The sequence below is a fragment of the Isoptericola sp. NPDC055063 genome, assembly GCF_053608125.1.
The window spans coordinates 336,960-359,246 of sequence record NZ_JBSGUW010000002.1 but is presented as its reverse complement, the minus strand read 5'-3'; the positions used below and the strand labels follow the sequence as shown (position 1 = coordinate 359,246).

The window sequence follows — 22,287 nt, the reverse complement described above, 5'->3', positions numbered from 1 at the left end:
TCGGAGCACCCATGCAGACCTCATTCGAATCCCCACGCGCGCGTCGCCTCGGCGCCGCACTCACGGGCGGAGCTCTCCTCGCGAGCGCGCTCGCCACGGCCCCGGCGGTCGCCGCACCCGCCACCGTTGCGGCCCTCACGTCGGCCACGACGCCGACCGCGGCAGCGCCGTCGACGTGCGGCGAGGGCGACGGGCTGCCCGACTCCAAGATCTCGATCCAGCTGTACACGCACGTGGGCGAGCTGGGGTATTCCGGGACGCCGTCGGCGGAGACCCTCGACCGGGTGCTCGGGGAGGTGGCGAACGCCGGTTTCACGAACGTCGAGCCGTACAACCACCCGTACTCGATGCCCGTGGACGAGTACCAGGCCATCCTCGACAAGCACGGCCTCGAGGTGTCCAACAGCCACGGCAGCACGGACCGGGACTCGTGGCCGGCGACGGTCGCCAACGCCGTCGCGCTGGGCCAGGACTACATCGGGTCCGGCGGGATGGCGGGCGGCTACGGCACCTACGAGGAGGCCGTCGCGACCGCGCGGTACGCCGACGAGCTCGGCCGCTACGCGCACGAGAACGGCGCGAACAAGCTGGTGCTGCACAACCACCAGAGCGAGTTCACCACGCGGTACCCGGACCCGGAGACGGGCGAGATGGTCAGCGCCTGGCAGGTCATCGAGGAGAACACCGACCCGCGGTACGTCACGTTCGAGCTCGACGTCGGCTGGGCCGCGGACGCCGGCATCGACGTCCCGTCGTGGATCGAGGAGTACGGGGACCGCATCGAGCTCCTGCACGTCAAGGACGCCGTGAACGTGAACGCGGAGGGCGACATGCGCCAGGTCGCGCTCGGTACCGGCGACCTCGATCTCCCGGCGATCATCGCCGCCGCCGAGCCGTACGTGCACTACTACACGTACGAGTGGGACAACGCGCCGTCGTTCGAGACGTCCGCGCAGTCCTACCGGTACCTGCGCTGCTTCCAGTCCGAGGAGCAGGCGGACGAGTGCACCGACGACGGCCAGCAGTCGCTCGCGCTGGGCCGGCCGGTGACGGTGTCCAGCATCGACGACCCGTCGCGCACCGGCGAGATGGCGGTGGACGGCAACGCCGGCACCCGGTGGGGCAGCGGGTGGAGCCAGCCGGAGTGGATCGCCGTGGACCTGGGCGCGTCCTACGACCTGAGCCGCGTCCGGATCGACTGGGAGACGGCGTACGCGTCGGGCTACGAGATCCAGACGTCGCCGGACGGTGAGACCTGGACCACGGTGCGCACCGTGACCGACGGCGACGGCTTCGTCGACGAGCTGGACGTCGCGGGCACGGGCCGGTACGTGCGCCTGCTCGCGACGGAGCGCGCGACGCAGTGGGGTTTCTCGATCTACGAGCTCGAGGTGTTCGGCGCGCCGGCCGGCCAGGCGGCGCCGGAGCCCGTGACCCGCGGGGCTGGCTACTGGTCGTCGGAGTACCGGGAGGTCAAGGACGCGGAGCACACCGCCGACGAGCTGGCCTGCTACCTGTCGACGACGCGCGCGCAGAGCGCCGTGTTCGCCGAGGCGGTCGACCTGGGCACGACGGACGACGCCCTCCAGGTGCTGTGGGCGGCGAACCACGACGCGCAGGTCGACACCCTCGACCGGCAGCTGCTCGCCGCGTGGCTCAACGTCGCCACGGGCGCGCTCGCCCTCGACGACCAGATCGCCCTCGACGACCCGGCCGACGGCGCCGGGACGGTCGGCGACCTGCTGCACGCCACCGAGGCCGCGCGCCTCGCCGAGGGCGCGACGTGGGCCGATCTCGAGGGGTACAAGGACGCGCTGGAGACGGTGAACGCCGCGAGCTGACCGCGACCGGTCGCGGTGACCGGGCCCGGCGAGAAGCCCGGCGAGACACGGGCGCCGCGACCGGGTAGGAATGGCGGTCGTGGGGCGAGGGAGCGGACGCGCGTGGCACGGTGAGAGCCAGGGCACCGGGGGCGCGTACGCCTTCGGGCAGCTGGGTGCGCTGCTGCTGGAGGCGGGCCTGTCGGTCACCGACGTGCGCCTCTCCCTCGAGCGGGCCCAGCGCGAGCAGCCCGACGCGGCGGAGGAACGGCTGCGGTTCGACGTCCTGCCCGACGTCGTCCTCGTCAGCCGGGACGCCACGGGCGAGGTGACCCTCGTGGGGACGCAGGGCGACGACCTGTCGTTCCGGCAGGCCGCGCACGCCGGGCGCCTGGCCCGCGAGGTGGAGTCGGGCGCGGTGCGCGTGGACGGGGCGGCCCACCGCATCGAGGCGATCCGGCGGCTCGCCCGCCCGCACGCGTCGGCCGGGTGGGTGCTCGGCAGCGCGGCCGTCGCGGTGGGGCTCGCCGTCGTCTTCCGGTGCCCCTGGTGGGCGGTCGTGGTCAGCGTGCTCACGGGCGCCCTGGTCGGGATCCTCTCGCTGCTGCTGCGGCGTCTCGACGGCGCCACCGCCGTCGTCCCCTTCCTCGTGGCGCTGGTGTCGACGACGGGGGTGGGCGCGGTGGCGTCGGCGCTCGACCTCGGGCCGGTGCCGCTGTTCGCGGTGTGCGCCCCGGTCGCCGTGCTGGTCCCGGGCGCGCTGGTGACGAACGCGCTGCTGGAGCTCACGGCGTCCGACATCGTGACGGGGGCGGGCCGGCTGGCCTACGGCGTCATCGTGCTCGGCATGATGGCGGTGGGCATCTCCGCGGGCTCCGCGCTCACGGGGCTCACGCTGGACCCGTCGTCGGCCGCGCTGGTCGGGGACGTGCGGTCGACGACGGCGGACGCGGGCGGGTGGCTCGCGATCCCGCCGCAGTGGGCGTCGTGGGCGGGCGTGGTGGTGCTCGCGATCGGCGTCGGCCTCGCGTTCGGGTCGGGGCGCCGCCTCACCGTGCTCAACGTGGGCGTCATGACCTGCACCTTCGCGCTCCTGTCCGTGCTGTCGCCGTGGATCGGGCCGGAGGTCGCGGCGGGCGTGACCGCGGCGCTGCTCTTCGTGACCGCGCGCCTCATCGAGCAGGGGATGGTCGCCCTGCCCAGCGCGGCCACGTTCCAGCCGGCGTTCCTGCTGCTCGTCCCCGGCACGGTGGGCCTCGTCGCGCTGGCGTCCACCGACCTGGGCTCGCTCGAGTCGTCGCTGATGACGTTCGTCAGCCTGTGCCTGGGCGTGAAGATCGGCGCCCTGCTCGCCGACGCGACCGTGCGCGGGCGCCCCGCCGGCGCGGTCACCGACGAGCCCGGCGCAGGAAGCAGGTGATGAGGACGAGGCTGAGGACGACGGGCACGACGGACGCCTCGAGCCCGAAGTCGCCGCCCGTGAGCAGGGCCGGGCCGTGCGGGACGGTGACGAGCAGGCTGGGCGCGACGTGGCCGGACACGGGGATGCCGACGAGCTGCTCGAGGCCGTTCCAGGTGGCGTGCAGCGCGGTGACCAGCCAGAGGCTGCGCCGCCACAGGAACGCGGCGCCCATCAGCCCGCCGGCCTCGACGGCCACGGCCACGGAGCTCCAGACCGTCGCGCCGGGGTTGGCGAGGTGGAGGAGCCCGAAGAGCAGGGCGCTGACGACGAGCGCGGTGCGGGGGCCGCGGAGTGTCTCGACGGCCTGGAGGACCAGCCCCCGGATCATCAGCTCCTCGGTGAGCGCCCCCGCGAGCGCGACGGCGACGAGGCCGGGGAGCGCGCCCAGGCCGGCGGCGCCGTCGAGGGTGAACCGGTAGCCGCCCAGCACCACGATGACCAGGAGCGAGGCGGCGATGAACGCGGCGCCGATGCCGGCCCCGAGACGGACGTCGCGCCACATGCCGCGCAGGGCGATCTCGGGCGTCGGCCGGCGGGCGACGAAGCGCATGACGGCCCAGTAGACGGCGAGCGCGACTCCCGCGCCGAGCAGCGCCGGCACGGGTGGGGCGTCCGCGAGGGCGGACGGGGCGGCGATCGCGAGAAGGCCGACGGCGAGCCAGCCCAGCGGGTGCCGGAGGATGCGGGCGATCCGCGACGAGGACTCCCGGACGGTGCGGTGCGGTGCGGTGGAGGTCATGCCTCGACGCTAGGGACCGGGCGATGCCCGGCGGATCACGGGCGAGAGCGCGATCGGGGTCCCTCGCACGGGGGACGCGGGCTCAGGGGCGGGGCGCCACGAGCCCGCTCCGGTACGCGTGGACGACGGCCTGGACGCGGTCGCGCAGGCCGAGCTTGAGCAGGATGCGCGAGACGTACGTCTTCACGGTCTCGTGGCTGATGACGAGTCGCTCGGCGATCTCGGCGTTGGACAGGCCGTCGGCGATCGCGACCAGCACCTCCCGCTCCCGCGGGGTCAGGGCGGCGACGCCGGGGTCGTCGGTGGCGGCAGGCAGCACGCGCTCGGCGAAGCGCCCCAGCAGCGCCTGCGTGACGGCGGGGGAGAGCAGCGCCTCGCCGGCGGCGACGGTGCGGACCGCGTCGACGAGCTGGGCAGGCCCGGCGTCCTTGAGGAGGAACCCGCTGGCCCCGGCGCGCAGCGCCTCGTAGACCTGCCGGTCCAGGTTGAAGGTGGTCACCACGAGCACCCGCGGCGGGTGCGCGACGCCCGGCCCTCCGACGCCCGGCCCGGCGAGCAGCCGGGTGGCGGCGATGCCGTCGAGCACGGGCATCCGCACGTCCATGACGACCACGTCGGGGTGCAGGCGGGCGGCGAGGTCGACGGCGGTGCGCCCGTCGGCGGCCTCGCCGACCACCTCGATGCCCGGTTGGGCGCCGAGGATCGTGGCGTACCCGATGCGGATGACGGCGTGGTCGTCGACGACGAGGACCCGGATCGGCGCGGTGGGCCCGGGCGCGGCGGGCTCGGGCGCGGGAGGTTCGAGGTCGGTCGGTTCAGGCACGGTCGTCTCCTGCTCGTGGGGCGGGTGGGCGTGCGGGGTCGAGCGGGAGGCTCGCCTCGAGGAGGAAGCCGCCGTCCTCGGCGGGGCCCGCGCGCAGCGTGCCGCCCAGGTGCTCGACCCGCGCGCGCAAGCCGTGGATCCCCCGCCCGGACGACGGGATCCGGGGCAGCACGCCGGGTGTCTGCGCGGCGGACGTGGCCACGGCGAGGCGGGCGTCCGGCCCCGTCCACCGCACCGACACCCAGGCGGCCGCGCCCGGGGCGTGCTTGCGGGCGTTCGTCAGCGCCTCCTGGACGACGCGGTAGGCGGTCAGGCGGAGCTCGTCGGACCCGCGGGGCGTCCCGTGCTCGACCAGCTCGACGTCGAGGCCGGTGCCGCGGGCGGCGTCGGCGAGGTCGGCGATCGACCCGACGGGCGGCCCGGGGGAGGGCTCCTCGGCGCCGAGGACGTCGAGCAGCCGGCGGAGGTCGTCGAGGGCGCGCCGGCCCGCGTCCGCGATCCCCGCCAGCTGAGGGCGGACGGCCCGCTCCTCCGCGGGGAGCAGGAACGCAGCGGCGTCCGCCTGCACCACCATGCCGGTGACGTGATGGCTCACGACGTCGTGGAGCTCGCGGGCCAGCCGGGCGCGCTCCTCGAGGACGGCGGCCCGGGCGGCGAGCTCGGCCCGCGACCGCGCCGACGCCGCGCGGGCCCGCACGAGGTCCCCCACGCCCCACGCCGCGGCCAGGACGAGCCCGAACGTCGCGAGCTCCCACGGCCGTTCCGGCGACCCGAGCGCGGTGAGCACGACGGCGAGGGCGACGAAGGCGACGGCGGCGGCCACCGCGACGGCGACGCGGCCCCGCCGCAGGTATGCCCCGGCCGAGTAGAGCGCGAACAGCAGCCCGAGCCCTGCCGGCGACGGCGCGTACGCCAGGACCTGGGAGAGCGCGAACGTCGTCCCGACCACCGCCAGGCACGCCCCCGGCAGGCGACGCCGGACGGCCAGGGGGAGCGTCTGAGCGAGGACGAGGACGACCCGCCACGCGTCGTCGTCGCGCGTCGGGAGGTCGCCCATCACCATGCCGTACGGGCCGAGCGCGGGGACCAGCGAGACCGCCGCGAAGGCCACCGCGGCGGCGGTGTCCCGGACCCCGGCCGACGCCGGCCTCGCGTGCGACCACACGCGGGCCAGCCTAGAAGGCGCGCGACCGGTGGAGGTCGACCCGTCCGCGCACCGGCCCACGAGAGTCAGGCGAGGCGCTCCCAGTGCCCTTCGGAGACGACCTCGACCTCGCCGTCGACGACGGTGATGGCGGTGTCGTCGTCGACGGCGTAGGCGGCGTTGCCGAGCCCGGCCGCCCACCTGCGGGCTGCGGCGAGGGTGTTGTCCGGCAGCATCGGGTGGTCGAGGTGCGGGAAGATCGAGAAGTCGACGAGGCCGAGCGTGGCGTCGTCCCGCGACGGCGGGATCCACTCGACGAAGTACTCCCCGATGCGCGGCGTCGTCACCATGCTGCCGGCGCTCATCCCCACGTAGACGGTGTCCGTCAGCTGCGGCACGAGGTCCGCGAACCCGGACTCCCGCATCCAGTGGTGCAGGTAGAGGGCGTCGCCGCCCGCCACGAGCAGGACGTCGGCGTCCCGGACGCGGGGCACCCACAGGTCGGCGTCGATGGAGGGCAGGGCGGTCAGCTCGAGCACGCCCACGGACCGCCACCCCAGCCCGGTCATGTCATCGGTGGTGCCGGAGACGAAGCCCCGCACGTGGGGGCCCGGGCCGACGGCGGGGTGCCCGTACAGGGCGGTCGGGATGCACATCGCGGTGCAGTCGGCGACCGGCCGGCCCAGGAGCCGCAGCAGCGCGTCGTGGATGGTCGCGTTCCGTACGCCGGCGGAGGTGAGGAGGAGCCGCACGATGCCTCCCGGGGAGTGTCGGGGTGGACGGACGGTAGACGTCGCAAGGTCGGCGGACTCATCGCCGCGGCCTCAGGTGGGGCGCAGCCGCCACCGGGCGGGAGCCACCGTGTAGATCTGCCGGTACAGCGCGGTGCCGACGAGGACACCCAGCGCGATGGCGACGATCGACCCCGCGATGGTGGTCAGGCTCGTCGTCGCGACGGGGGCGCCGCTCGCGGACTGGGTGAGCCCGATCAGCCCGCTGGCTCCGGGCACGAGCAGCCAGAACGCGGGCAGGAAGCACACGACGGCGGGAGGTGCTCCCTTGACGGTCTGGACGAGGTACGCGCAGAGGGTCAGCGCCGCGGCGCCGAGGAAGGCGCTGAACACGCCGTTCGCCACGGCGGCGCCGGCCACCTGGCCGCCGTAGGCCACGAGCAGCACCAGGGTGAGGAAGGGGAACGAGCGCGGCGGACCGCAGTGGTACAGGAAGATGCCGACCGAGAAGAGCAGCACGCCGATCCACGGCTGGAACGCCCCGAGCGTGGTCGGGGAGGAGGCCAGCGCGGCCGAGCTGGGCACGGCGGTGATCGCCAGCGCCCCCAGGATGCCGAACGCGAGGAACAGCAGCTGGGCCATCCCGGACACGAGTCGGCTGGCGCCGGCCACCATGTCGCCCGCGGCGAGCTCCTGCACCCCCGTGGTGAGGGCGGCCCCGGGCAGCAGGGTGACCAGGGGCGGCACCAGCACCTGGAGCGGTTCGCTCACGACGGCCGTCGACGCGAGCCCGAACACGAGCAGGGCCAGCACGAACGCGGTGACCACGGGCAGCAGCGTGGCCGCGTACGTCCCCGGGCGCACGACCAGCTTCACGGCGCCCACGAGCGCGCCCAGCACCAGCGCGTACAGCACGCTGACGGGGTTGCCGCCGAGGAGCACGAGGCCGAGCCCCGCGGCGGCCAGGCCGTGCCCCGCCGTGCGGACCCACGTCGGGAAGCGCGGCCGCGCGTCCTTGACCGCCCGGAGCCGGTCGACGCCCTCGGACGCGTCGATCCGGCCGGCGACGGCGTCGTCGACGACGGCGTAGAGCTGCGCGGCGCGGTCGAAGCGGACCTCGCCGCCGGCCGACTCCGCGACGTCGAACCGGGTCTCGGTGTCGCCCGGCATCCGGATGAGGATGAGCGTGGGGAACACGAAGAGTGCGGTCTGCGGCGAGCCCAGCGCGACGGCGACGCGCTTGAGCGTGTGCTGGATGTCGGTGGCCGCGGTCCCGACCGTGAGCAGTGCGCCCCCGAGGGCGACGAGGAACTCCTGCAGCCGCTCGGACGCGGCGTCCACCACGGGCTCCGTCTCGAGGGACCGGCGCCGCAGGGAGAACCGCCCGAGGTGGAGGCGGGGGAACCGGTGCGCGGCTGCCCCGCTCGTCTCCGGGGCCTCCTCGTCGTGACCGGTCACCGCGCCTCGCCCTCTCCCGGGTGCCACCTGGATCGCGCTCGCCACACTAGGGCCGGCGCGCGGGTGCGACCACCGGACCGGGCCGCGCCGGATGTCGTCGTGGACCAGGGGCACGGTCCCGGCCCCGGCTACCGTGTTCCTCGGGATCCGTACGACGAGGGGCGGGGACGGCGTGGACGCACGACGGGTGGCCTGGGCGGGGCGCTGGGCGGCGTGCGTCGTGGTGCCGGTGGCCCTGGTGCTGGCGTCGCTGCTCGCCGAGGACTCCTGGCTGACCGCCGGGGCGACCCTGGTCGCGGTGCCCCTCGGGCTGCTCCTCGCCGTGCCCGTCGCGCTGCGCTCCGCCGTGGCCCGGCGTCGCGCGGAGCCGCCGGCGACCGCGCCGTTCGCGGGCGCGACCTTCGCCGTGTGGGCGGGCGGCGCCGCGTTCCTCCTGGCGTTCGCGGTCGGGCGCTCGACGTCCTGGGCGGCTGTGACCGGCCTGGCGCTCCTCGCCCTGGCCTGGGTGGCGCAGCTCGTCACCGCGTGGTCCCGCGCGGCGCCCGAGGTCAGCGTGCCGCGTCGTACGCCGTGATGGTCGCGTCGACGTTCCGGGCCACGCCGAGGACGACGTCGGCGCTCGGCGGCTCGTCGTCGTCGCGGTAGCGGGCGGTCACGCGCACCCACCGGTCGTCGAACAGGAAGGCGGCGTACGTCTCGCCGCTGTCGTCGACGTCCCGGCACACGTACCCGGCGGGCGAGTCGACGGCCGCGCAGTGCTCCGAGCCCTCGGCCGCCTCGGCGAACTCGGACCGCATCTCGTCGCGCTCGGCGTCGTGGGACACGTCCATCGCGAAGACGGTGAGGAGCTGCTCGCTGCCGTTGCTGATCGTGCAGTCGACGCCGTTGCCCTGCCGCCGGACGGGGTCGAGCGCGACCTCGCGGCCGGCCTCGTCCGAGGCCGCGCCGAACGCCGTGGTGGTGAGGTCGCCGGTGACGGTCCGCACCACGTCCTCGTCGAGCAGCCCGCACACCGGCATCGCCTCGTCGGGGGAGCACGCCGTCAGCGGCACGACGGCGGCCGCCGCGACGAGCGTCGCCACGAGCCGGCCTCGACGTCCCATCGGCGTCCCCTCACGTGTCGGTGGGCGGCCCGCACCCGCCGCGCCGCCGGGCCACGATATCCCGCCGCGGGAGCCGCGCCCAGGCGGCGGCGCGGTCTCGCCGGGACGTTTGACGCCGAAATTTACAGCGCTGTATGTTCAGGGCGGCCCGTCGCCGAGACGGGGTGTGATCGTGGTCGAAGGAGACGTCACGTGGGATCGAAGACGACTGCCGGCCCTCCGAGGAGGGTGAGCCGGCGCTCGTTCCTGGCGGGAGCCGCGGGCATGCTCGCGGCCGTCCCGCTGGCGGCGTGCGCCGCACCGGGCGGTGCAGGGAAGCGCACGGAGATCACCTTCTACGAGCAGAAGCAGGAGGTCATCGCCTACTTCGACGACCTGCTGCGGCGCTTCGAGAAGGAGCAGCCGGGGATCCGGGTCGTGCACGACTCGACCACCGCCATCGCGCCGCAGTTCGTGCGCGGCGAGCCGGGCGACGTCGGGTGCTTCAACGACAACCTGGAGCTCGCGCGGTACATCTCGCGCGGCCAGATGAGCGACCTGTCCGGCCTGCCGTCCGCGTCGACGGTGCGGACCGACATCAGCGGGCTCACCGACCAGTACGCGACGTACGCGGGGCGCACCAGCGTGCTGCCGTACTCCCTCGCGGCCGCCGGCGTCATCTACAACAAGGCGATCTTCGCCGAGCACGACCTGCCCGTGCCGACCACGTGGACCCAGTTCGTGGACGTCTGCACGGAGCTGCAGAAGGCCGGCATCACGCCGATCTACGCGACCGACCGCGACACCTGGACGCTCTGGCAGGGCCTGTTCGACTACTCCGTCGGCAGCCTCGTCGACACGGGCGAGTTCTTCGGCCGGATGAAGGAGCTCGGTACGGACGTCGGGCCCGACTCCGACGTGTCGTTCGCGAAGACGCTCGCCGTCCCGATGGAGCGCGCCAAGACGATCTCGTCGTTCTTCAACCCGGACCACGCGGTGCGCGGCTACGCCGACGGCAACCTCGCGTTCGGCCGGGGCAAGGCCGCCATGTACCTCCAGGGGCCGTGGGCGCTGAGCCAGATCGCGATGGTGGACGAGAACCTCGACGTCGGCACGTTCGCGCTGCCGGTGAGCGACAACCCCGACGAGCGGCAGGCCCGGGTCAACATCGACCTCTGCCTCTACATCCCCGTCGGCACCCCGCACCGCGACGAGGCCGTGGAGCTCGTCGAGTTCCTCATGCGGCCCGAGATCCTCAACGGCTACAACGCCGACAACCTCGCGTACTCCACCCTGAAGGACGGCCCGCCGCTGCAGGACGAGCGGCTCGCCGGGCTGCAGGGGTACGTCGACTCGGCCGCCTTCTACCAGGGTGCCGGCACCTTCGTCCCCACCTCGATCCCGCTGGGCAACTACCTCCAGGAAGCGATCCGGTCGGGCAACTTCGACGCGATGCTCGACCAGCTCGACGCCGACTGGCGCCGTCTCGCGGGCCGGGAGGCCACGGTATGACCACCACGACGACCCCCACGACGCCCACGGGCGCGCCGACCCCGGCGCGGCCCGTCGCGACCGCCCGCCGCCGGCGCCACGGCCGCCCGGAAGCCATCGCGTACCTGTTCCTCGTCCCCGCGCTGCTGGTGTTCACCGTCTTCGTGGTGGGCCCGGCGCTGGTCGGCATCTTCTACAGCTTCACCGACTACGTCGGGTTCGGTGACTGGTCGTTCCTCGGCGTGCGCAACTACGTGGCGCTGCTCGGCGACCCCGGCATCCGCAGCGCCTACGGCTTCACCCTGGGCTTCGCGCTCGTGACGGTGGTCGTGGCGCAGGTGATCGCCCTGGTCCTCGCCATCGGCCTGTCCAAGCGCATCCGTTTCGCGGCGGGGCTGCGCGCGATCTTCGTGATCCCGATGGTGGTCTCCGGGATCGTCGTCGCCTACGTCTTCAACTACCTGTTCTCGAACACCCTGCCGGCGTTCGCCACGGCGGTCGGCCTCGACCCGCTGTCCCAGAGCATCCTCGGCAACCCCGACCTGGCGTGGCTCGCCATCGTCGTCGTGTCCGCGTGGCAGACGATCCCGGGTGCCCTGCTCGTGTACACGGCCGGGCTGACGTCGATCCCCGGCGACCTGTACGAGGCGAGCTCGCTGGACGGCGCCGGGCCCTGGCGCCAGTTCCGGTCCATCACCCTCCCGCTGATCGCCGGCTTCGTGCTCATCAACACGATCCTGGGGATCAAGGGGTACCTCGGCGTCTACGACATCATCGTCGGCCTCACCGGCGGCGGGCCCGGCAACGCGACGAGCAGCGTCGCGATGACGATCTTCGGCGGCTTCACGGGCGGCGACTACGCCTACCAGATGGCCAACGCGACGGTCTTCTTCGTGATCACGGTGCTCATCTCGGTGCTCCAGCTCGTCGTCTCCCGTGGAAGGAACATCCGCCTGTGACCGCCACCGCCCCCGCCCTCGCCGGGCGCGCCCCGGCCGCGGGCCGCGACCGTCGCCGGACGCCGCGCGCCGGCCGCCCGAGCTGGCCGCTCACCGTCGCGCTCGCGCTGTGCTCCCTCACGGTGCTCGCCCCGCTGTACGTCACCGTCACGATGGCGTTCAAGACCAGCGGCCAGTCCGTCGACGGGAACGCCTTCGCCCTGCCGGCGCCGTTCAACCCGCAGAGCTTCGTCGAGGCGTGGCAGCTGACCCGCTTCCCCGTGTCGTTCGGGATCTCGGTGGGCGTCGCCGCGCTGACCGTCGCCCTGACGCTGCTCCTGAGCTCGCTCGCCTCGTACGCGATCGTGCGGTACTGGTCGCACCGGTTCTTCCGCTGGTCGTTCGTGTACCTGCTCGCGTCGATGTTCCTGCCGTTCCCCGTGATCGCGCTGACGGAGATCAAGCTCACCGCGCTGACGGGCCTCGACAACCCGCTGGGCGTCGCCATCCTGCACGCCATGTTCCAGCTCGCGTTCAGCGTGCTGCTGTTCTCGGCGTACCTGCGCTCGATCCCGGTCGAGCTGGAGGAGAGCGCCCGGATCGACGGCGCGACGACGTGGCAGGTCTTCTGGCGCATCGTCCTGCCGCTGCTGGGCCCGATGATCGCCACGGTCGGCATCTTCGCGTTCCTCGCGTCGTGGAACGACTTCATGCTGCCGTCGATGATCGTGTCCGACCCGACGCTCCAGGTGCTGCCCGTGGTGCAGAACATCTTCCAGAGCCAGTTCGGCACCAACTACAACGTGGCGTTCGCGTCGTACCTCATGGCGATGGCGCCGACGATCATCGTGTACCTCATCGCCCAGCGGTGGGTCATCAGCGGCATCACCCAGGGCGCCGTGAAGAGCTGACCGGACCGGCACGATCCCCCGAACGCACCACCGCACCACCCGAGGAGCTCCACCGTGACCGACAGCGTGACCGACAGCCTGACCGACAGCCTGACCGACAGTGTGACCGACAGTGTGACCGACAGCGTCGACGGCGTCGGGACGACGCCGGCCCTGCCCACCGTCCGGCCGCTGCCCGGGTCCGCCCCGCGGGCCCGGGCCGGGCAGGAGGTGCGCGGCGCCGGCTGGCGCGTCACCGTCCTGTCCGACAGCCTGTTCCGCGTCGAGTGGTCGCCCGACGGCGTCGTCGAGGACCGGGCGTCGACGTTCGCCGTCCGGCGGGACCTGGGCGAGGCGGAGTTCTCCGCCCGCCCGTTCGGCGACGGCGTCGAGATCACGACCGCGCGTGCCTGGTTGCGGTACGACGGCCGGGAGCCGTCCGCGCACGGCCTCGTCGTGGAGCTGCGCGGCACGGACTCGGGCCGGTGGCGCTACGGCGAGCCGACCCACGACCTGGGCGGCACAGCGCGGACGCTGGACGACGCGGACGGCCGCCTCCCGCTCGAGCCGGGCGTCGTGTCGCCCAACGGCATCGGCGTCGTCGACGACTCGGCGTCGTTCCTGTTCACCGAGGACGGCTGGATCGGCACGCGGGCCGAGGGCGGGCGCGACCTCTACGTCTTCGCCCACGGCCGCGACTACGCCCGCGCCGTGCGCGAGCTGTACGCCGTGTCCGGCGCGCCCACGCGCCTGCCGCGCTGGGCGCTGGGCAACTGGTGGAGCCGGTACCACGCGTACTCGGCGGAGTCGTACCTGGAGCTGATGGACCGGTTCGACGACGAGGACGTCCCGTTCTCCGTCGCCGTCATCGACATGGACTGGCACCGCGTGGGGTCGGTGCCGGAGCGGTTCGGCAACGGCTGGACCGGGTACTCGTGGGAGCCCACGCTCTTCCCCGACCCCGAGGCGTTCCTCGGCGCGCTGCACGCGCGCGGCATGCGCACGACGCTCAACCTGCACCCCGCCGACGGCGTGCGGGCCTTCGAGGACGCGTACCCCGCGGTGGCCGAGGCGATGGGGATCGACCCGGCCTCCGAGGTGCCCGTGTCGTTCGACCTCACCGACCCGGCGTTCCTGCGCGCCTACTTCGACCTGCTGCACCGCCCGCTCGAGGAGCAGGGCGTGGACTTCTGGTGGATCGACTGGCAGCAGGGCGGCACGTCGTCCCTGCCCGGCGTCGACCCGCTGTGGCTGCTCAACCACTTCCACCACCTCGACGCCGCGCGCGACGGCGGCCCGGGCATGACGTTCTCGCGGTACGCGGGGCCGGGCAGCCACCGGTACGCCGTCGGGTTCTCCGGCGACGCCGTCGTGTCCTGGGAGTCGCTCGCGTTCCAGCCGGAGTTCACCGCGACCGCGTCGAACATCGGGTACTGCTGGTGGAGCCACGACATCGGCGGGCACACGCGCGGCGTGCGCGACGACGAGCTCGCGACGCGATGGGTGCAGTACGGCGTGTTCTCGCCGATCATGCGCCTGCACTCCGCGAACAACCCGTTCATCCGCAAGGAGCCGTGGGCGTTCCCCGCCGAGCACCGGCAGGCGATGGGCGACGCGCTGCGCCTGCGCCACCGCCTGGTGCCCTACCTGCACACCATGAACCACGCGGCCGCCGCCGGGACTCCCCTCGTGCGGCCGATGTACCACCTCGAGCCGCGCCGGCACGAGGCGTACGGGGTGCCGAACGAGTACGCCTTCGGCTCCGAGCTGCTGGTCGCGCCAGTCGTGACGCCGCGCAGCCGGGAGTCGCTGCTCGCCCGGACCCGGGCCTGGCTGCCGGCCGGCCGCTGGACGGACGTCTTCACGGGCGCCGTCTACGGGGGAGACCGGCACGTCGACCTGCACCGGCCGATCGAGTCCGTGCCGGTGCTGCTGCGCGACGGCGGGATCCTGCCGCTGGCGGCGCCGTCCGAGCGGGACGCGACCCGCAACCCGGCGGCCCTCGAGGTGCTCGTCGCGCCCGGCGCGTCCGGGCACCTGGACCTGGCCGAGGACGCCGAGGACGACGCCGTGGAGCCGGGCGAGGGCTCCGCGCCCGCCGCCCGGACGGCCCTGACCTGGGACCTCGACCGCCGCGAGCTGACCGTCGGTGCCGTCGCCGGCCGCGCCGACGTGGTGCCCGCCGAGCGCGAGTGGACGGTCACGTTCCTCGCCCTCCTGCCCGCCGGGGAGGTGACGGTGGACGGCGCGGCCGTGCCCGTCGTCGGCACCGACGGCCGGTGGAGCGTCACGTTCACCGCGGCGTCCGCCGCGGGCGCCGTCGTCCGGGTGGGCTCGCCGCTGCGGGTGGGGGTCGACCCCGCCGACGCGGTGCTTGCGGTGCTGGAGCGGGCGCAGGCCGGCAACCCGGAGAAGCTCGCGGCGTGGGAGGTCGTGACCAGCGGCCGGCCGACGGTCGAGCGGCTGGCCGAGCTCGAGGGCGTGGGCCTGCCCGACGACGTCCGCGCCGCCGTCGTCGAGCTCCTCGCGACGGTGACCGACGCCGCCGTGTGACGGAACGCCGGTGACCTGACTGCCCGGTCCTCGCGGAGGGGTACGCCTCAGCGAGGGCCGGGTGCCGCGCCGACGGGCGCGGGCGCGCTCTCCCGCACCACCAGGCTGTGCCCGACGGTGACGAGCCGGCCGGGGGCGTCGGTGCCGTCGACCCGCTCCAGGAGGAGGTCGAGCGTCCGCGCGACGAGCGCCGTCGTGTCCGGGGCGATGCTGGTGATGCTCGGGGTGGTGCTCGCGGTGAGGATCGTGGCGTCCCAGCCGACGATGGCGACGTCGCCGGGGACGTCGAGGCCGTGCAGGCGCAGAGCGCGCAGCGCGCCGATGGCGGCGTGGTCGTCGCGGCACAGCAGGGCGTCCACCCGCAGGCCGCGGTCGAGCGCGGCGCTCAGGCCCTCCTCGGCGCCGAGCGCGTCGCCCGTGCGGCGCGGCACGAGGAGCGCCTCGTCCACCGGGAGCCCGGCCTGCTCGAGCCCCCGGCGGTAGCCCTCCAGCCGCAGGCGGGACGTGTGCGACAGCTCGTCGGTCTCGTGGCCGAGGAAGCCGATGCGTCGCCCCGAGCGGACGAGGTGGGCGACGGCCTCGCCGGCGGCCGCGACGTTGTCCATGGTCACCTGGTCGACGCCGGGGGCCTGGGGTGCCTCGCCGAGCAGAACCATGGGCGTGCCCTGGCCGTGCTCGGCCAGCTCGGCGACGGAGAGCGCCTGCGGGTGCAGGACGATGCCGTCGACGATGCCGGCGTCCCGGTCGCGCAGCACGGCGAGCTCGCCCTCGCGGGTGCCGCCGGTCTCCTCGAGCAGCAGCCGGTAGCCCCGCTGGGCGCAGGCGCGCGCGAACAGGTGCGCGAGCTCGGCGAAGTACGGCCAGCGCAGGTCGGGGAAGGCGAGGGCGAGCATGCTCGACCGCCCGGTCGCGAGGCTCCGCCCGCGGACGTCGGGCCGGTAGCCGAGCTCGTCGATGGCGGCGCGGACCCGCTCGCGCATCGCCGGGCTGACGTGCTGGTAGTCGCGCACGACGTTGGAGACGGTCTTCATCGACACGCCCGCGTGCGTCGCGACGTCCTGGAGCGTCACTCTCTTCACGGGGTTCACCGTAGCGTCGGCCCGACTTCTTTACAGCGCTGTATAGTCGCGGTCGTGACGACGACGACCACGACGACGGCGACCCGCGCCGGCCACGCGCCCGACCAGGCTTCCGGCCAGGCACCCGACCACCTCCCGCTCGCCTCCCGCCAGGACGGCACGTACCCGCGGCCGCAGCTGATGCGGGCCGCGTGGGCGTCGCTCGACGGCACGTGGGAGTTCCGCCACGACGACGCCGACGCCGGCCTCGCCGCGGGCTGGGCCGCGGGCCTGGGGGAGAGCCGCGACATCACCGTGCCGTTCCCGCCGGAGTCGGTCGCGTCGGGCGTCGCCGAGCCCGGCTTCCACCCCGTCGTCTGGTACGCGCGCACGATCCGGCCCGCCGACCTCGAGGCCGCCGGAAGGTCCTCCGCCGCGCCGCGCGTGCTGCTGCACCTCGGCGCCGTCGACCACCGCGCGTCCGTGTGGGTCGACGGCGCGCTCGTCGGCGAGCACGAGGGCGGCCACACCCCGTTCACCCTCGACGTCACCGCCCACGTCGCCGACGACGCCGAGCACCTGCTCGTGGTGCGCGCCGAGGACGACCCGCACGACCTCACCCAGCCCCGCGGCAAGCAGGACTGGCACGAGGAGGCGCACGCCATCTGGTACCGCCGCACCACCGGCATCTGGCAGACCGTGTGGCTCGAGGCCGTGCCCGTCACGAGCGTCGAGCACCTGCGCTGGCTGCCCGTCGGCCCGGCCGCCGTCGACCTCACCGTCCGCCTGCGCGGCCCCGTGCCTGCCGGGACGCGTGTGCGCGTCGCGCTCCGGTTCGACGAGCGGGACGAGGACCTCGGCACCGTCGAGGTCACGACCGTCCGCACGACGTCCGCCGTGGACGTCAGCGTGCCGCTCGCCCGCCAGCGCAACGGCCAGGCCGAGGACGAGCTGACCTGGTCGCCCGAGAAGCCCCGCCTGGTCGACGCCGTCGTGTCCGTGCTCGACGCCGACGGCGCCATGCTCGACGCGGTCTCGTCCTACCTGGGCGTGCGGAGCCTCGGGGTGGGCGACGGCGCGTTCCTGCTCAACGGCTACCCCTACGACGTGCGCTCCGTGCTCAACCAGGGCTACTGGCCCGAGAGCCACCTCGCCGCGCCGTCGGCCGACGCCCTGCGCCGCGAGGCCGAGCTGATCAAGGAGCTCGGGTTCAACGCGTGCCGCATCCACCAGAAGATCGAGGACCCGCGCTTCCTGTACTGGGCGGACCGCCTCGGCATCCTCGTGTGGGGCGAGACCCCCGGCGCGTACGAGTTCTCGCCCGTCGCCGTGCAGCGCCTGACCCGCGAGTGGATGGAGGCCGTCGACCGCGACGTCTCGCACCCGTCGATCGTCACCTGGGTGCCGTTCAACGAGTCGTGGGGCATCCAGCACGTCGTCGACGACCCGGCCCAGCAGGCGTACTCGCGCGCGCTCACCGACCTCACGCGCGCGCTCGACCCGTCGCGGCCGGTGATCTCCAACGACGGCTGGGAGCAGCAGAACACCGACATCATCACGGTGCACGACTACGAGGGGGACGGCGCCGTCCTCGCTCGGCGGTACGCCGACGCCGCGGCCCGGGAGCGCGTCGTGGGCGGTATCGCGCCGTCGGGGCGCAGCCAGATGGTGGGCGGCTGGGCGGACGCCGGGCAGCCCGTCATGCTCACCGAGTTCGGCGGGGTCAACTACCAGCCCGGGGACCAGCGCGCCGACGGCTGGGGGTACACGGCCGCGCAGGACGGCGACGACTGGGTCGCGCGGGTCACGGCGCTGTACGACGCCGTGCGCGCGAGCGGCTTCCTCGCCGGCTCCTGCTGGACGCAGCTCACCGACACCATGCAGGAGACCAACGGCCTGCTCACCGCGGCCCGCGAGCCCAAGGTGCCGGTCGAGCGGATCCGCCGCGCAGTGACGGGCGAACGATGACGGTCGGCCAGCTCGACCGGGAGATCTGCGCCGGGCCGTGGGTGGGCCCGGGCGCCGAGACCGGCGCCGTCGCGCCGCCGGTCTTCCAGACGAGCCTGTTCACCAAGCCCACGTTCGCGGAGTTCGCGCGCCAGCAGGCGGCCGAGCACGAGAACTTCGTCTACAGCCGGGGCACCAACCCCACGGTCGCGTTCCTCGAGCGGCAGCTCGCCCTCCTGGAGCGCGGCGAGGCGGCCAAGTGCTTCGGCTCGGGCATGGGCGCGATCGGTGCCGTGCTGGGCGGGCTGCTGCGCGCCGGCGACCACGTGCTGTTCGTCAACAACGTCTACGGCCCCACGCTCGAGCTCGCCCGACACCTGGAGCGGTTCGGCGTCGAGCACACGGTCGTGACGGACCCGGCCGCCGACCTCGAGGAGCACCTCCGGGACAACACCGCCCTGGTCTACGTGGAGAGCCCGGGCACGATGCTCATGCGGGTCGTGGACCTGCGCGCCCTGACCGCCCTCGCCCGCCGCCGCGGAATCCGCACCGCGATCGACAACACCTGGGCCACGCCGCTGTTCCAGAAGCCGCTCGAGCTGGGCGTCGACCTCGTGATCCACTCGCTCACCAAGTACGTGGGCGGGCACAGCGACGTGACCGGCGGGGCGGTGATCGGCTCGGCCGAGCTGCTCCGCGAGGTCTTCTACCGCGGGCACCAGCTCTTCGGCGCCGTGATGTCGGCGATGGAGGCGTCGCTCGTGCTGCGCGGGCTGCGCACGCTGCCCGTGCGGATGGAGCAGCACCAGGCCAACGCGCTGCGCGTCGTCGAGCACCTGCAGCGGCACGCGGCGGTGGCCGCCGTCCACCACCCCTCCGCCGACCCCGGGCCCGACGACGCCGTCGTGCGCGCCCAGCTCACGGGCTTCTCCGGGCTGCTCAGCCTCGAGCTGCGGGACGGGACGTTCGCCTCCGTGGAGCGCTTCGTCGACGCGCTGCGGGTGTTCCGCATCGGCGTGAGCTGGGGCGGCTACGAGAGCCTCGTCAGCTCGCCCGTGCGGGCGGACAACGCCGACCGGCTGCGGGCCGACGGGCTCTCGACCGGCCTGGTCCGGCTGTCCGTCGGGCTCGAGGGCGCCGACGTCCAGCTCGACGACCTCGACCGGGCGCTCGCGGTGGTCTGAGGCGCCCGGCGTCACCGTCGCGTGAGGTGGACGACGGGCAGCTCGCGGTCCGTCTTGTCCGCGTAGCCCGCGAACCCGGGCGCCGTCGTGACGACCAGCTTCCACGCGGCCGCGCGCTCCTCGCCGTGCAGCTCGGCGGCCGACACGGCGACCTTCTCGCCGCCGGTCTCGACGGTCACGTCGTCGGGGTGGGCCGCCAGGTTGAGGTACCAGGCGGGGTTGTTCGCCGCGCCCGCCGCCGACGCCACGACGTACCAGCCGCCGTCGGGGCTGGGGAACGACGCGACGGGCACGGGCCGCTCCTGGCCGCTCTTGCGACCGATCGTGGTCAGCACGATCGTGTCCCCGCCCGCCGCGCTGCCGCCTTTGCGACGGATCCGGCTCGCCATCCGCCTGTTGATGAAGGCGAGGAGCGGGCCGCGCGGCTGGCGCGCGCCGTGGGTGCCCTGCGGGTGGGTGAACGTCATGGGTTCCTCCGTCGTCGCGCACGTGGGGATCGTCGCGACGACGGTAGACGCGGCGAACCGTCGGCGCCCGGGACACGCCGGAGCGCCGCCCCGCGCGAGCCGGGAGCGGGTGAAATTTCGGGCCACGGACAGTTTCGGCGGGCACGGGTCGGTCTCGCCCGAATACGATCCGCGCGGCTCGTCTCTCCCCTCGAAAGGGTCCCCATGCGCCTTCTGTCCAAGCTCGCGGTCACCACGGTGGCGGCGGCCTCGCTGCTGCTCGGCACCGCCGTCGCGCCCGCGACCGCCGCGACCGCCCCGGCGATCGACGTGACCTCCGTCAAGGTGACGCCGTCCAACGGCACCTACGCGATCAACTACAAGACCAAGGGCTACAACGTCCGCACGACCGTGAAGGTCGGCGACGTCAGCTCCTGGGGCGAGTACTGGTGGGCGGACGTCTACGCCGACGTCTACAAGGGTTCGCAGCGCGTCGCCTCGAAGGTGAAGCTCGGCGTCGTGGCGTCGCAGAACTACAAGAGCCTGAACGGCTACATCACGGCGAAGAACTGGTGGGGCCGGGGCGACTTCAAGGTCAAGAACGTCCGCCTGGTGGTCGACACCGACTACGACGCCCCGAAGGCGGACCACTGGTTCAAGGACGCGTCGTACTCCGGCGGCACCTTCAAGATGCGCTCGGCCATCGACGGCAAGCTCAAGTACGGCAACGTCATCCGGGTGACGTCCAGCGGCAGCCACAAGACCGTCAAGGTCGGCCTGAAGAAGTTCACGCCGTCCGGCTGGCACGCGTACTCGTACGCCAAGGTGAAGGTCCAGTACAAGAACGCCACCGGCTGGCACACCCGCAAGACGCTCACGTTGGACAAGTACGGGCTCCGCACCTACAAGTTCACCAGCGGGACGAAGTACAAGTACCGCATCTCGGTCGCGCCGACCACGAAGATCGTCGGGGGCACCACCACCGCGACCCCGAAGATCTGACGCGTCGCACCGCATGCGAAGGGCCTCCGGCCCGGGGACTTCCCCGGGCCGGAGGCCCTTCGCGCATCCTCAGCGGCTCGTCCGCGAGGGCTCAGCCCATCCGCGCGACGGCGTCCGTGAACTCCCAGTGCCACGGCTCGTACTTGGATCCGCCGGGCCGCGCCCAGTCCGGGTTGTCCCACCCGAAGGCGGGGGCGTTCGCGGCCAGCCACGCCCAGCGGGAGCCCGCGTAGGTCTCGGGGCAGATGTCGACGGCGAGGCCCCAGCCGTGGTTCGACGTGCCGGGGGGCGCCGCGAGATACCCCTTCGCGGCCTTGGTCGCGACCTGCTGGGAGTAGCTGCGGAAGCCGTCGGTGATGCACATCGGCTCGCCCCACACCGCCCGGTAGGCCTCGTTGAGCTCGGCGAGCGCGACGGCCGCGTCCGCACGGATGCGGGTGTGCCCGTCCCACAGCGTGCAGAGCTCGCTCGACGCGATCAGGCCGTTGCTCCCGAGCCCGGTCGCCTCGCCCGAGCACCCGGGCAGGACCGGCGGTGCCGCCTCGATCTCGCCGCCGTCGAGCGTCTCGACCGACATCGTCGCCTGGTCCGACACGCGGATCTGCGCGGCGCCCCCCGCGGTCGTCCTGACGGTGCTGGCCTTCGCGGCCGCCTTGGCCCCCGCCTTGGCGTCCGAGCGGGCTCCGCTGCGGGAAGCCGCACCGTCCCGGTCGCCGACGGCGGCCTGCGCCGCGGCGGTGATCGACTCCAGCGCGCCGGTCGTCGGCTGGTCGTCGCCCTCGGGCGCCACGGCCTGCGGCGCGATGGCGGTGAGCGTCGTCGTGGTGGCGACCGCGACCGTGAGGCCGACGCCGAGGCTCGTCCAGCGGTTCGGCCCCTTGCGCGGCTTGCGGGCCGACACGCGGCTGGGCACGTGCGCCGGGGTTCGCCCGGGCGCCGCGACGTGCGTCGGGCCGAAGACGTGGGCGTGCGGGAACGCGCGCGGCGGCTCCGGGGCCGGCTCGGTCGTGCGGACGGGCGCGGCGGCCTGTGCGGGTGCGGCGGGTTGCGCGGGGTACGGGATGCGGGCCTCGCGGACGGGTGCGGCCTGTGCGGGTGCCGTGGGCCGCGGGATGCGGGCCTCGCGGACGGGCGCGGCGACGCGGACTGGCTCGACGACGAGGGGGGCTGGGGTGTGCGGCCGCTCGGTGGCGACGGGGCGGGGGCGGCCGCCGCGGCCGGGGTCGCGCCGGCTGGGGTACGTCCGCGCGGTGGCGGGGGCGGGCTGCGTGGTCGTCATCGCGCCGACCGTGCGACGGTGCAGGTGGAGCCGGGGGCGCCGCGCCGTGCGGTGTCCCGAAGAACGTGGGGTGTCATGCGACCTCTCTCAGTGCCTGGACCGCCGGGCAGAAGGTATCGCACCGAACGGCCATAAGTCACGAAACGATCACGGCAGGGGGGCTGCCGCCGGGGCGACCGCGGGGGGGGGGGTGACACCCGGGCGCTAACCCGCCTCTGCGTTCGCCGGGGACCCATAAGG

General features: G+C 74.1%; 19 protein-coding genes. 10 read left to right on the top strand and 9 right to left on the bottom strand.

Annotated features, from left to right (window positions below; translation table 11 throughout):
- Positions 1-11: 11 nt before the first annotated feature.
- Together ACWF41_RS03585 and ACWF41_RS03580 are read left to right on the top strand one after the other, a co-directional pair.
- Complete coding sequence (locus ACWF41_RS03585; protein WP_380319064.1) at positions 12-1,841, top strand: galactose-binding domain-containing protein; 1,830 nt, start codon at positions 12-14, stop codon at positions 1,839-1,841.
- A 79-nt stretch (positions 1,842-1,920) separates the two neighbouring features.
- Entirely contained in the window at positions 1,921-3,240 is a 1,320-nt protein-coding gene (locus tag ACWF41_RS03580) for a threonine/serine exporter family protein (RefSeq protein ID WP_380319067.1), read from the top strand.
- Here ACWF41_RS03580 and ACWF41_RS03575 read toward each other — a convergent pair.
- The 5 genes from ACWF41_RS03575 to ACWF41_RS03555 form a co-directional block, all read right to left on the bottom strand.
- A complete protein-coding gene (locus tag ACWF41_RS03575) occupies positions 3,209-4,021 on the bottom strand; it encodes a CPBP family intramembrane glutamic endopeptidase (RefSeq protein WP_380319070.1) in 813 nt (270 codons plus the stop codon). The two genes, ACWF41_RS03580 and ACWF41_RS03575, sit on opposite strands and share 32 nt — an antisense overlap.
- Before the next feature lie 82 nt (positions 4,022-4,103).
- Entirely contained in the window at positions 4,104-4,844 is a 741-nt protein-coding gene (locus ACWF41_RS03570) for a response regulator (protein WP_380319073.1), read from the bottom strand.
- Positions 4,837-6,009 (bottom strand): sensor histidine kinase, encoded by a 1,173-nt coding sequence (locus ACWF41_RS03565; RefSeq protein WP_380319076.1) that lies wholly within the window; start codon positions 6,007-6,009, stop codon positions 4,837-4,839. The genes ACWF41_RS03570 and ACWF41_RS03565 overlap by 8 nt, the downstream gene beginning before the upstream one ends.
- A gap of 65 nt (positions 6,010-6,074) precedes the next feature.
- Complete coding sequence (locus ACWF41_RS03560; protein ID WP_380319079.1) at positions 6,075-6,740, bottom strand: Type 1 glutamine amidotransferase-like domain-containing protein; 666 nt, start codon at positions 6,738-6,740, stop codon at positions 6,075-6,077.
- Positions 6,741-6,812: 72 nt separating this feature from the next.
- Positions 6,813-8,177 carry a threonine/serine exporter family protein gene (locus tag ACWF41_RS03555; protein ID WP_380319082.1) on the bottom strand — a complete coding sequence of 455 codons (1,365 nt, stop codon included), beginning with the start codon at positions 8,175-8,177 and terminating at the stop codon, positions 6,813-6,815.
- A gap of 172 nt (positions 8,178-8,349) precedes the next feature.
- On the opposite strand from ACWF41_RS03555, the gene ACWF41_RS03550 reads away from it, so the two are divergent.
- Positions 8,350-8,751 carry a hypothetical protein gene (locus ACWF41_RS03550; RefSeq protein ID WP_380319085.1) on the top strand — a complete coding sequence of 134 codons (402 nt, stop codon included), beginning with the start codon at positions 8,350-8,352 and terminating at the stop codon, positions 8,749-8,751.
- Here the strand turns inward: ACWF41_RS03550 and ACWF41_RS03545 are convergent.
- A complete protein-coding gene (locus ACWF41_RS03545; protein ID WP_380319088.1) occupies positions 8,726-9,280 on the bottom strand; it encodes a hypothetical protein in 555 nt (184 codons plus the stop codon). The two genes, ACWF41_RS03550 and ACWF41_RS03545, sit on opposite strands and share 26 nt — an antisense overlap.
- Before the next feature lie 192 nt (positions 9,281-9,472).
- On the opposite strand from ACWF41_RS03545, the gene ACWF41_RS03540 reads away from it, so the two are divergent.
- The 4 genes from ACWF41_RS03540 to ACWF41_RS03525 are packed head-to-tail and all read left to right on the top strand — an operon-like array spanning position 9,473 to position 15,131.
- Positions 9,473-10,771, top strand: coding sequence for an ABC transporter substrate-binding protein (locus tag ACWF41_RS03540; protein ID WP_380319091.1), 1,299 nt, complete (start codon positions 9,473-9,475; stop codon positions 10,769-10,771).
- Entirely contained in the window at positions 10,768-11,709 is a 942-nt protein-coding gene (locus ACWF41_RS03535) for a carbohydrate ABC transporter permease (RefSeq protein ID WP_380319094.1), read from the top strand. Before ACWF41_RS03540 ends, ACWF41_RS03535 begins: the two co-directional genes overlap by 4 nt.
- Positions 11,706-12,599, top strand: coding sequence for a carbohydrate ABC transporter permease (locus tag ACWF41_RS03530; RefSeq protein WP_380319097.1), 894 nt, complete (start codon positions 11,706-11,708; stop codon positions 12,597-12,599). Before ACWF41_RS03535 ends, ACWF41_RS03530 begins: the two co-directional genes overlap by 4 nt.
- 54 nt (positions 12,600-12,653) lie before the next feature.
- A complete protein-coding gene (locus ACWF41_RS03525) occupies positions 12,654-15,131 on the top strand; it encodes a glycoside hydrolase family 31 protein (protein ID WP_380319100.1) in 2,478 nt (825 codons plus the stop codon).
- A gap of 47 nt (positions 15,132-15,178) precedes the next feature.
- Here the strand turns inward: ACWF41_RS03525 and ACWF41_RS03520 are convergent, their stop codons facing one another.
- Positions 15,179-16,210 (bottom strand): LacI family DNA-binding transcriptional regulator, encoded by a 1,032-nt coding sequence (locus ACWF41_RS03520; protein WP_380319103.1) that lies wholly within the window; start codon positions 16,208-16,210, stop codon positions 15,179-15,181.
- A gap of 54 nt (positions 16,211-16,264) precedes the next feature.
- Between ACWF41_RS03520 and ACWF41_RS03515 the strand changes: the two genes are divergently transcribed.
- Both ACWF41_RS03515 and ACWF41_RS03510 read left to right on the top strand, forming a co-directional pair.
- Positions 16,265-18,157, top strand: coding sequence for a glycoside hydrolase family 2 protein (locus ACWF41_RS03515; protein ID WP_380319106.1), 1,893 nt, complete (start codon positions 16,265-16,267; stop codon positions 18,155-18,157).
- Positions 18,154-19,320, top strand: a complete 1,167-nt coding sequence (locus ACWF41_RS03510) for a trans-sulfuration enzyme family protein (RefSeq protein ID WP_380319109.1) — start codon at positions 18,154-18,156, stop codon at positions 19,318-19,320. Before ACWF41_RS03515 ends, ACWF41_RS03510 begins: the two co-directional genes overlap by 4 nt.
- An 11-nt stretch (positions 19,321-19,331) precedes the next feature.
- On the opposite strand, the gene ACWF41_RS03505 is transcribed toward ACWF41_RS03510, so the two are convergent.
- On the bottom strand, positions 19,332-19,787 hold the full coding sequence (locus tag ACWF41_RS03505; RefSeq protein WP_380319112.1) for a nitroreductase/quinone reductase family protein: 456 nt from the start codon (positions 19,785-19,787) through the stop codon (positions 19,332-19,334).
- Between the two features lie 204 nt (positions 19,788-19,991).
- Here ACWF41_RS03505 and ACWF41_RS03500 point away from each other — a divergent pair, with 204 nt between their 5' ends.
- On the top strand, positions 19,992-20,768 hold the full coding sequence (locus ACWF41_RS03500) for a hypothetical protein (RefSeq protein ID WP_380319114.1): 777 nt from the start codon (positions 19,992-19,994) through the stop codon (positions 20,766-20,768).
- A gap of 91 nt (positions 20,769-20,859) precedes the next feature.
- Here ACWF41_RS03500 and ACWF41_RS03495 read toward each other — a convergent pair whose 3' ends face one another.
- Positions 20,860-22,047 (bottom strand): D-alanyl-D-alanine carboxypeptidase family protein, encoded by a 1,188-nt coding sequence (locus ACWF41_RS03495; RefSeq protein ID WP_380324660.1) that lies wholly within the window; start codon positions 22,045-22,047, stop codon positions 20,860-20,862.
- Positions 22,048-22,287 lie beyond the last annotated feature (240 nt).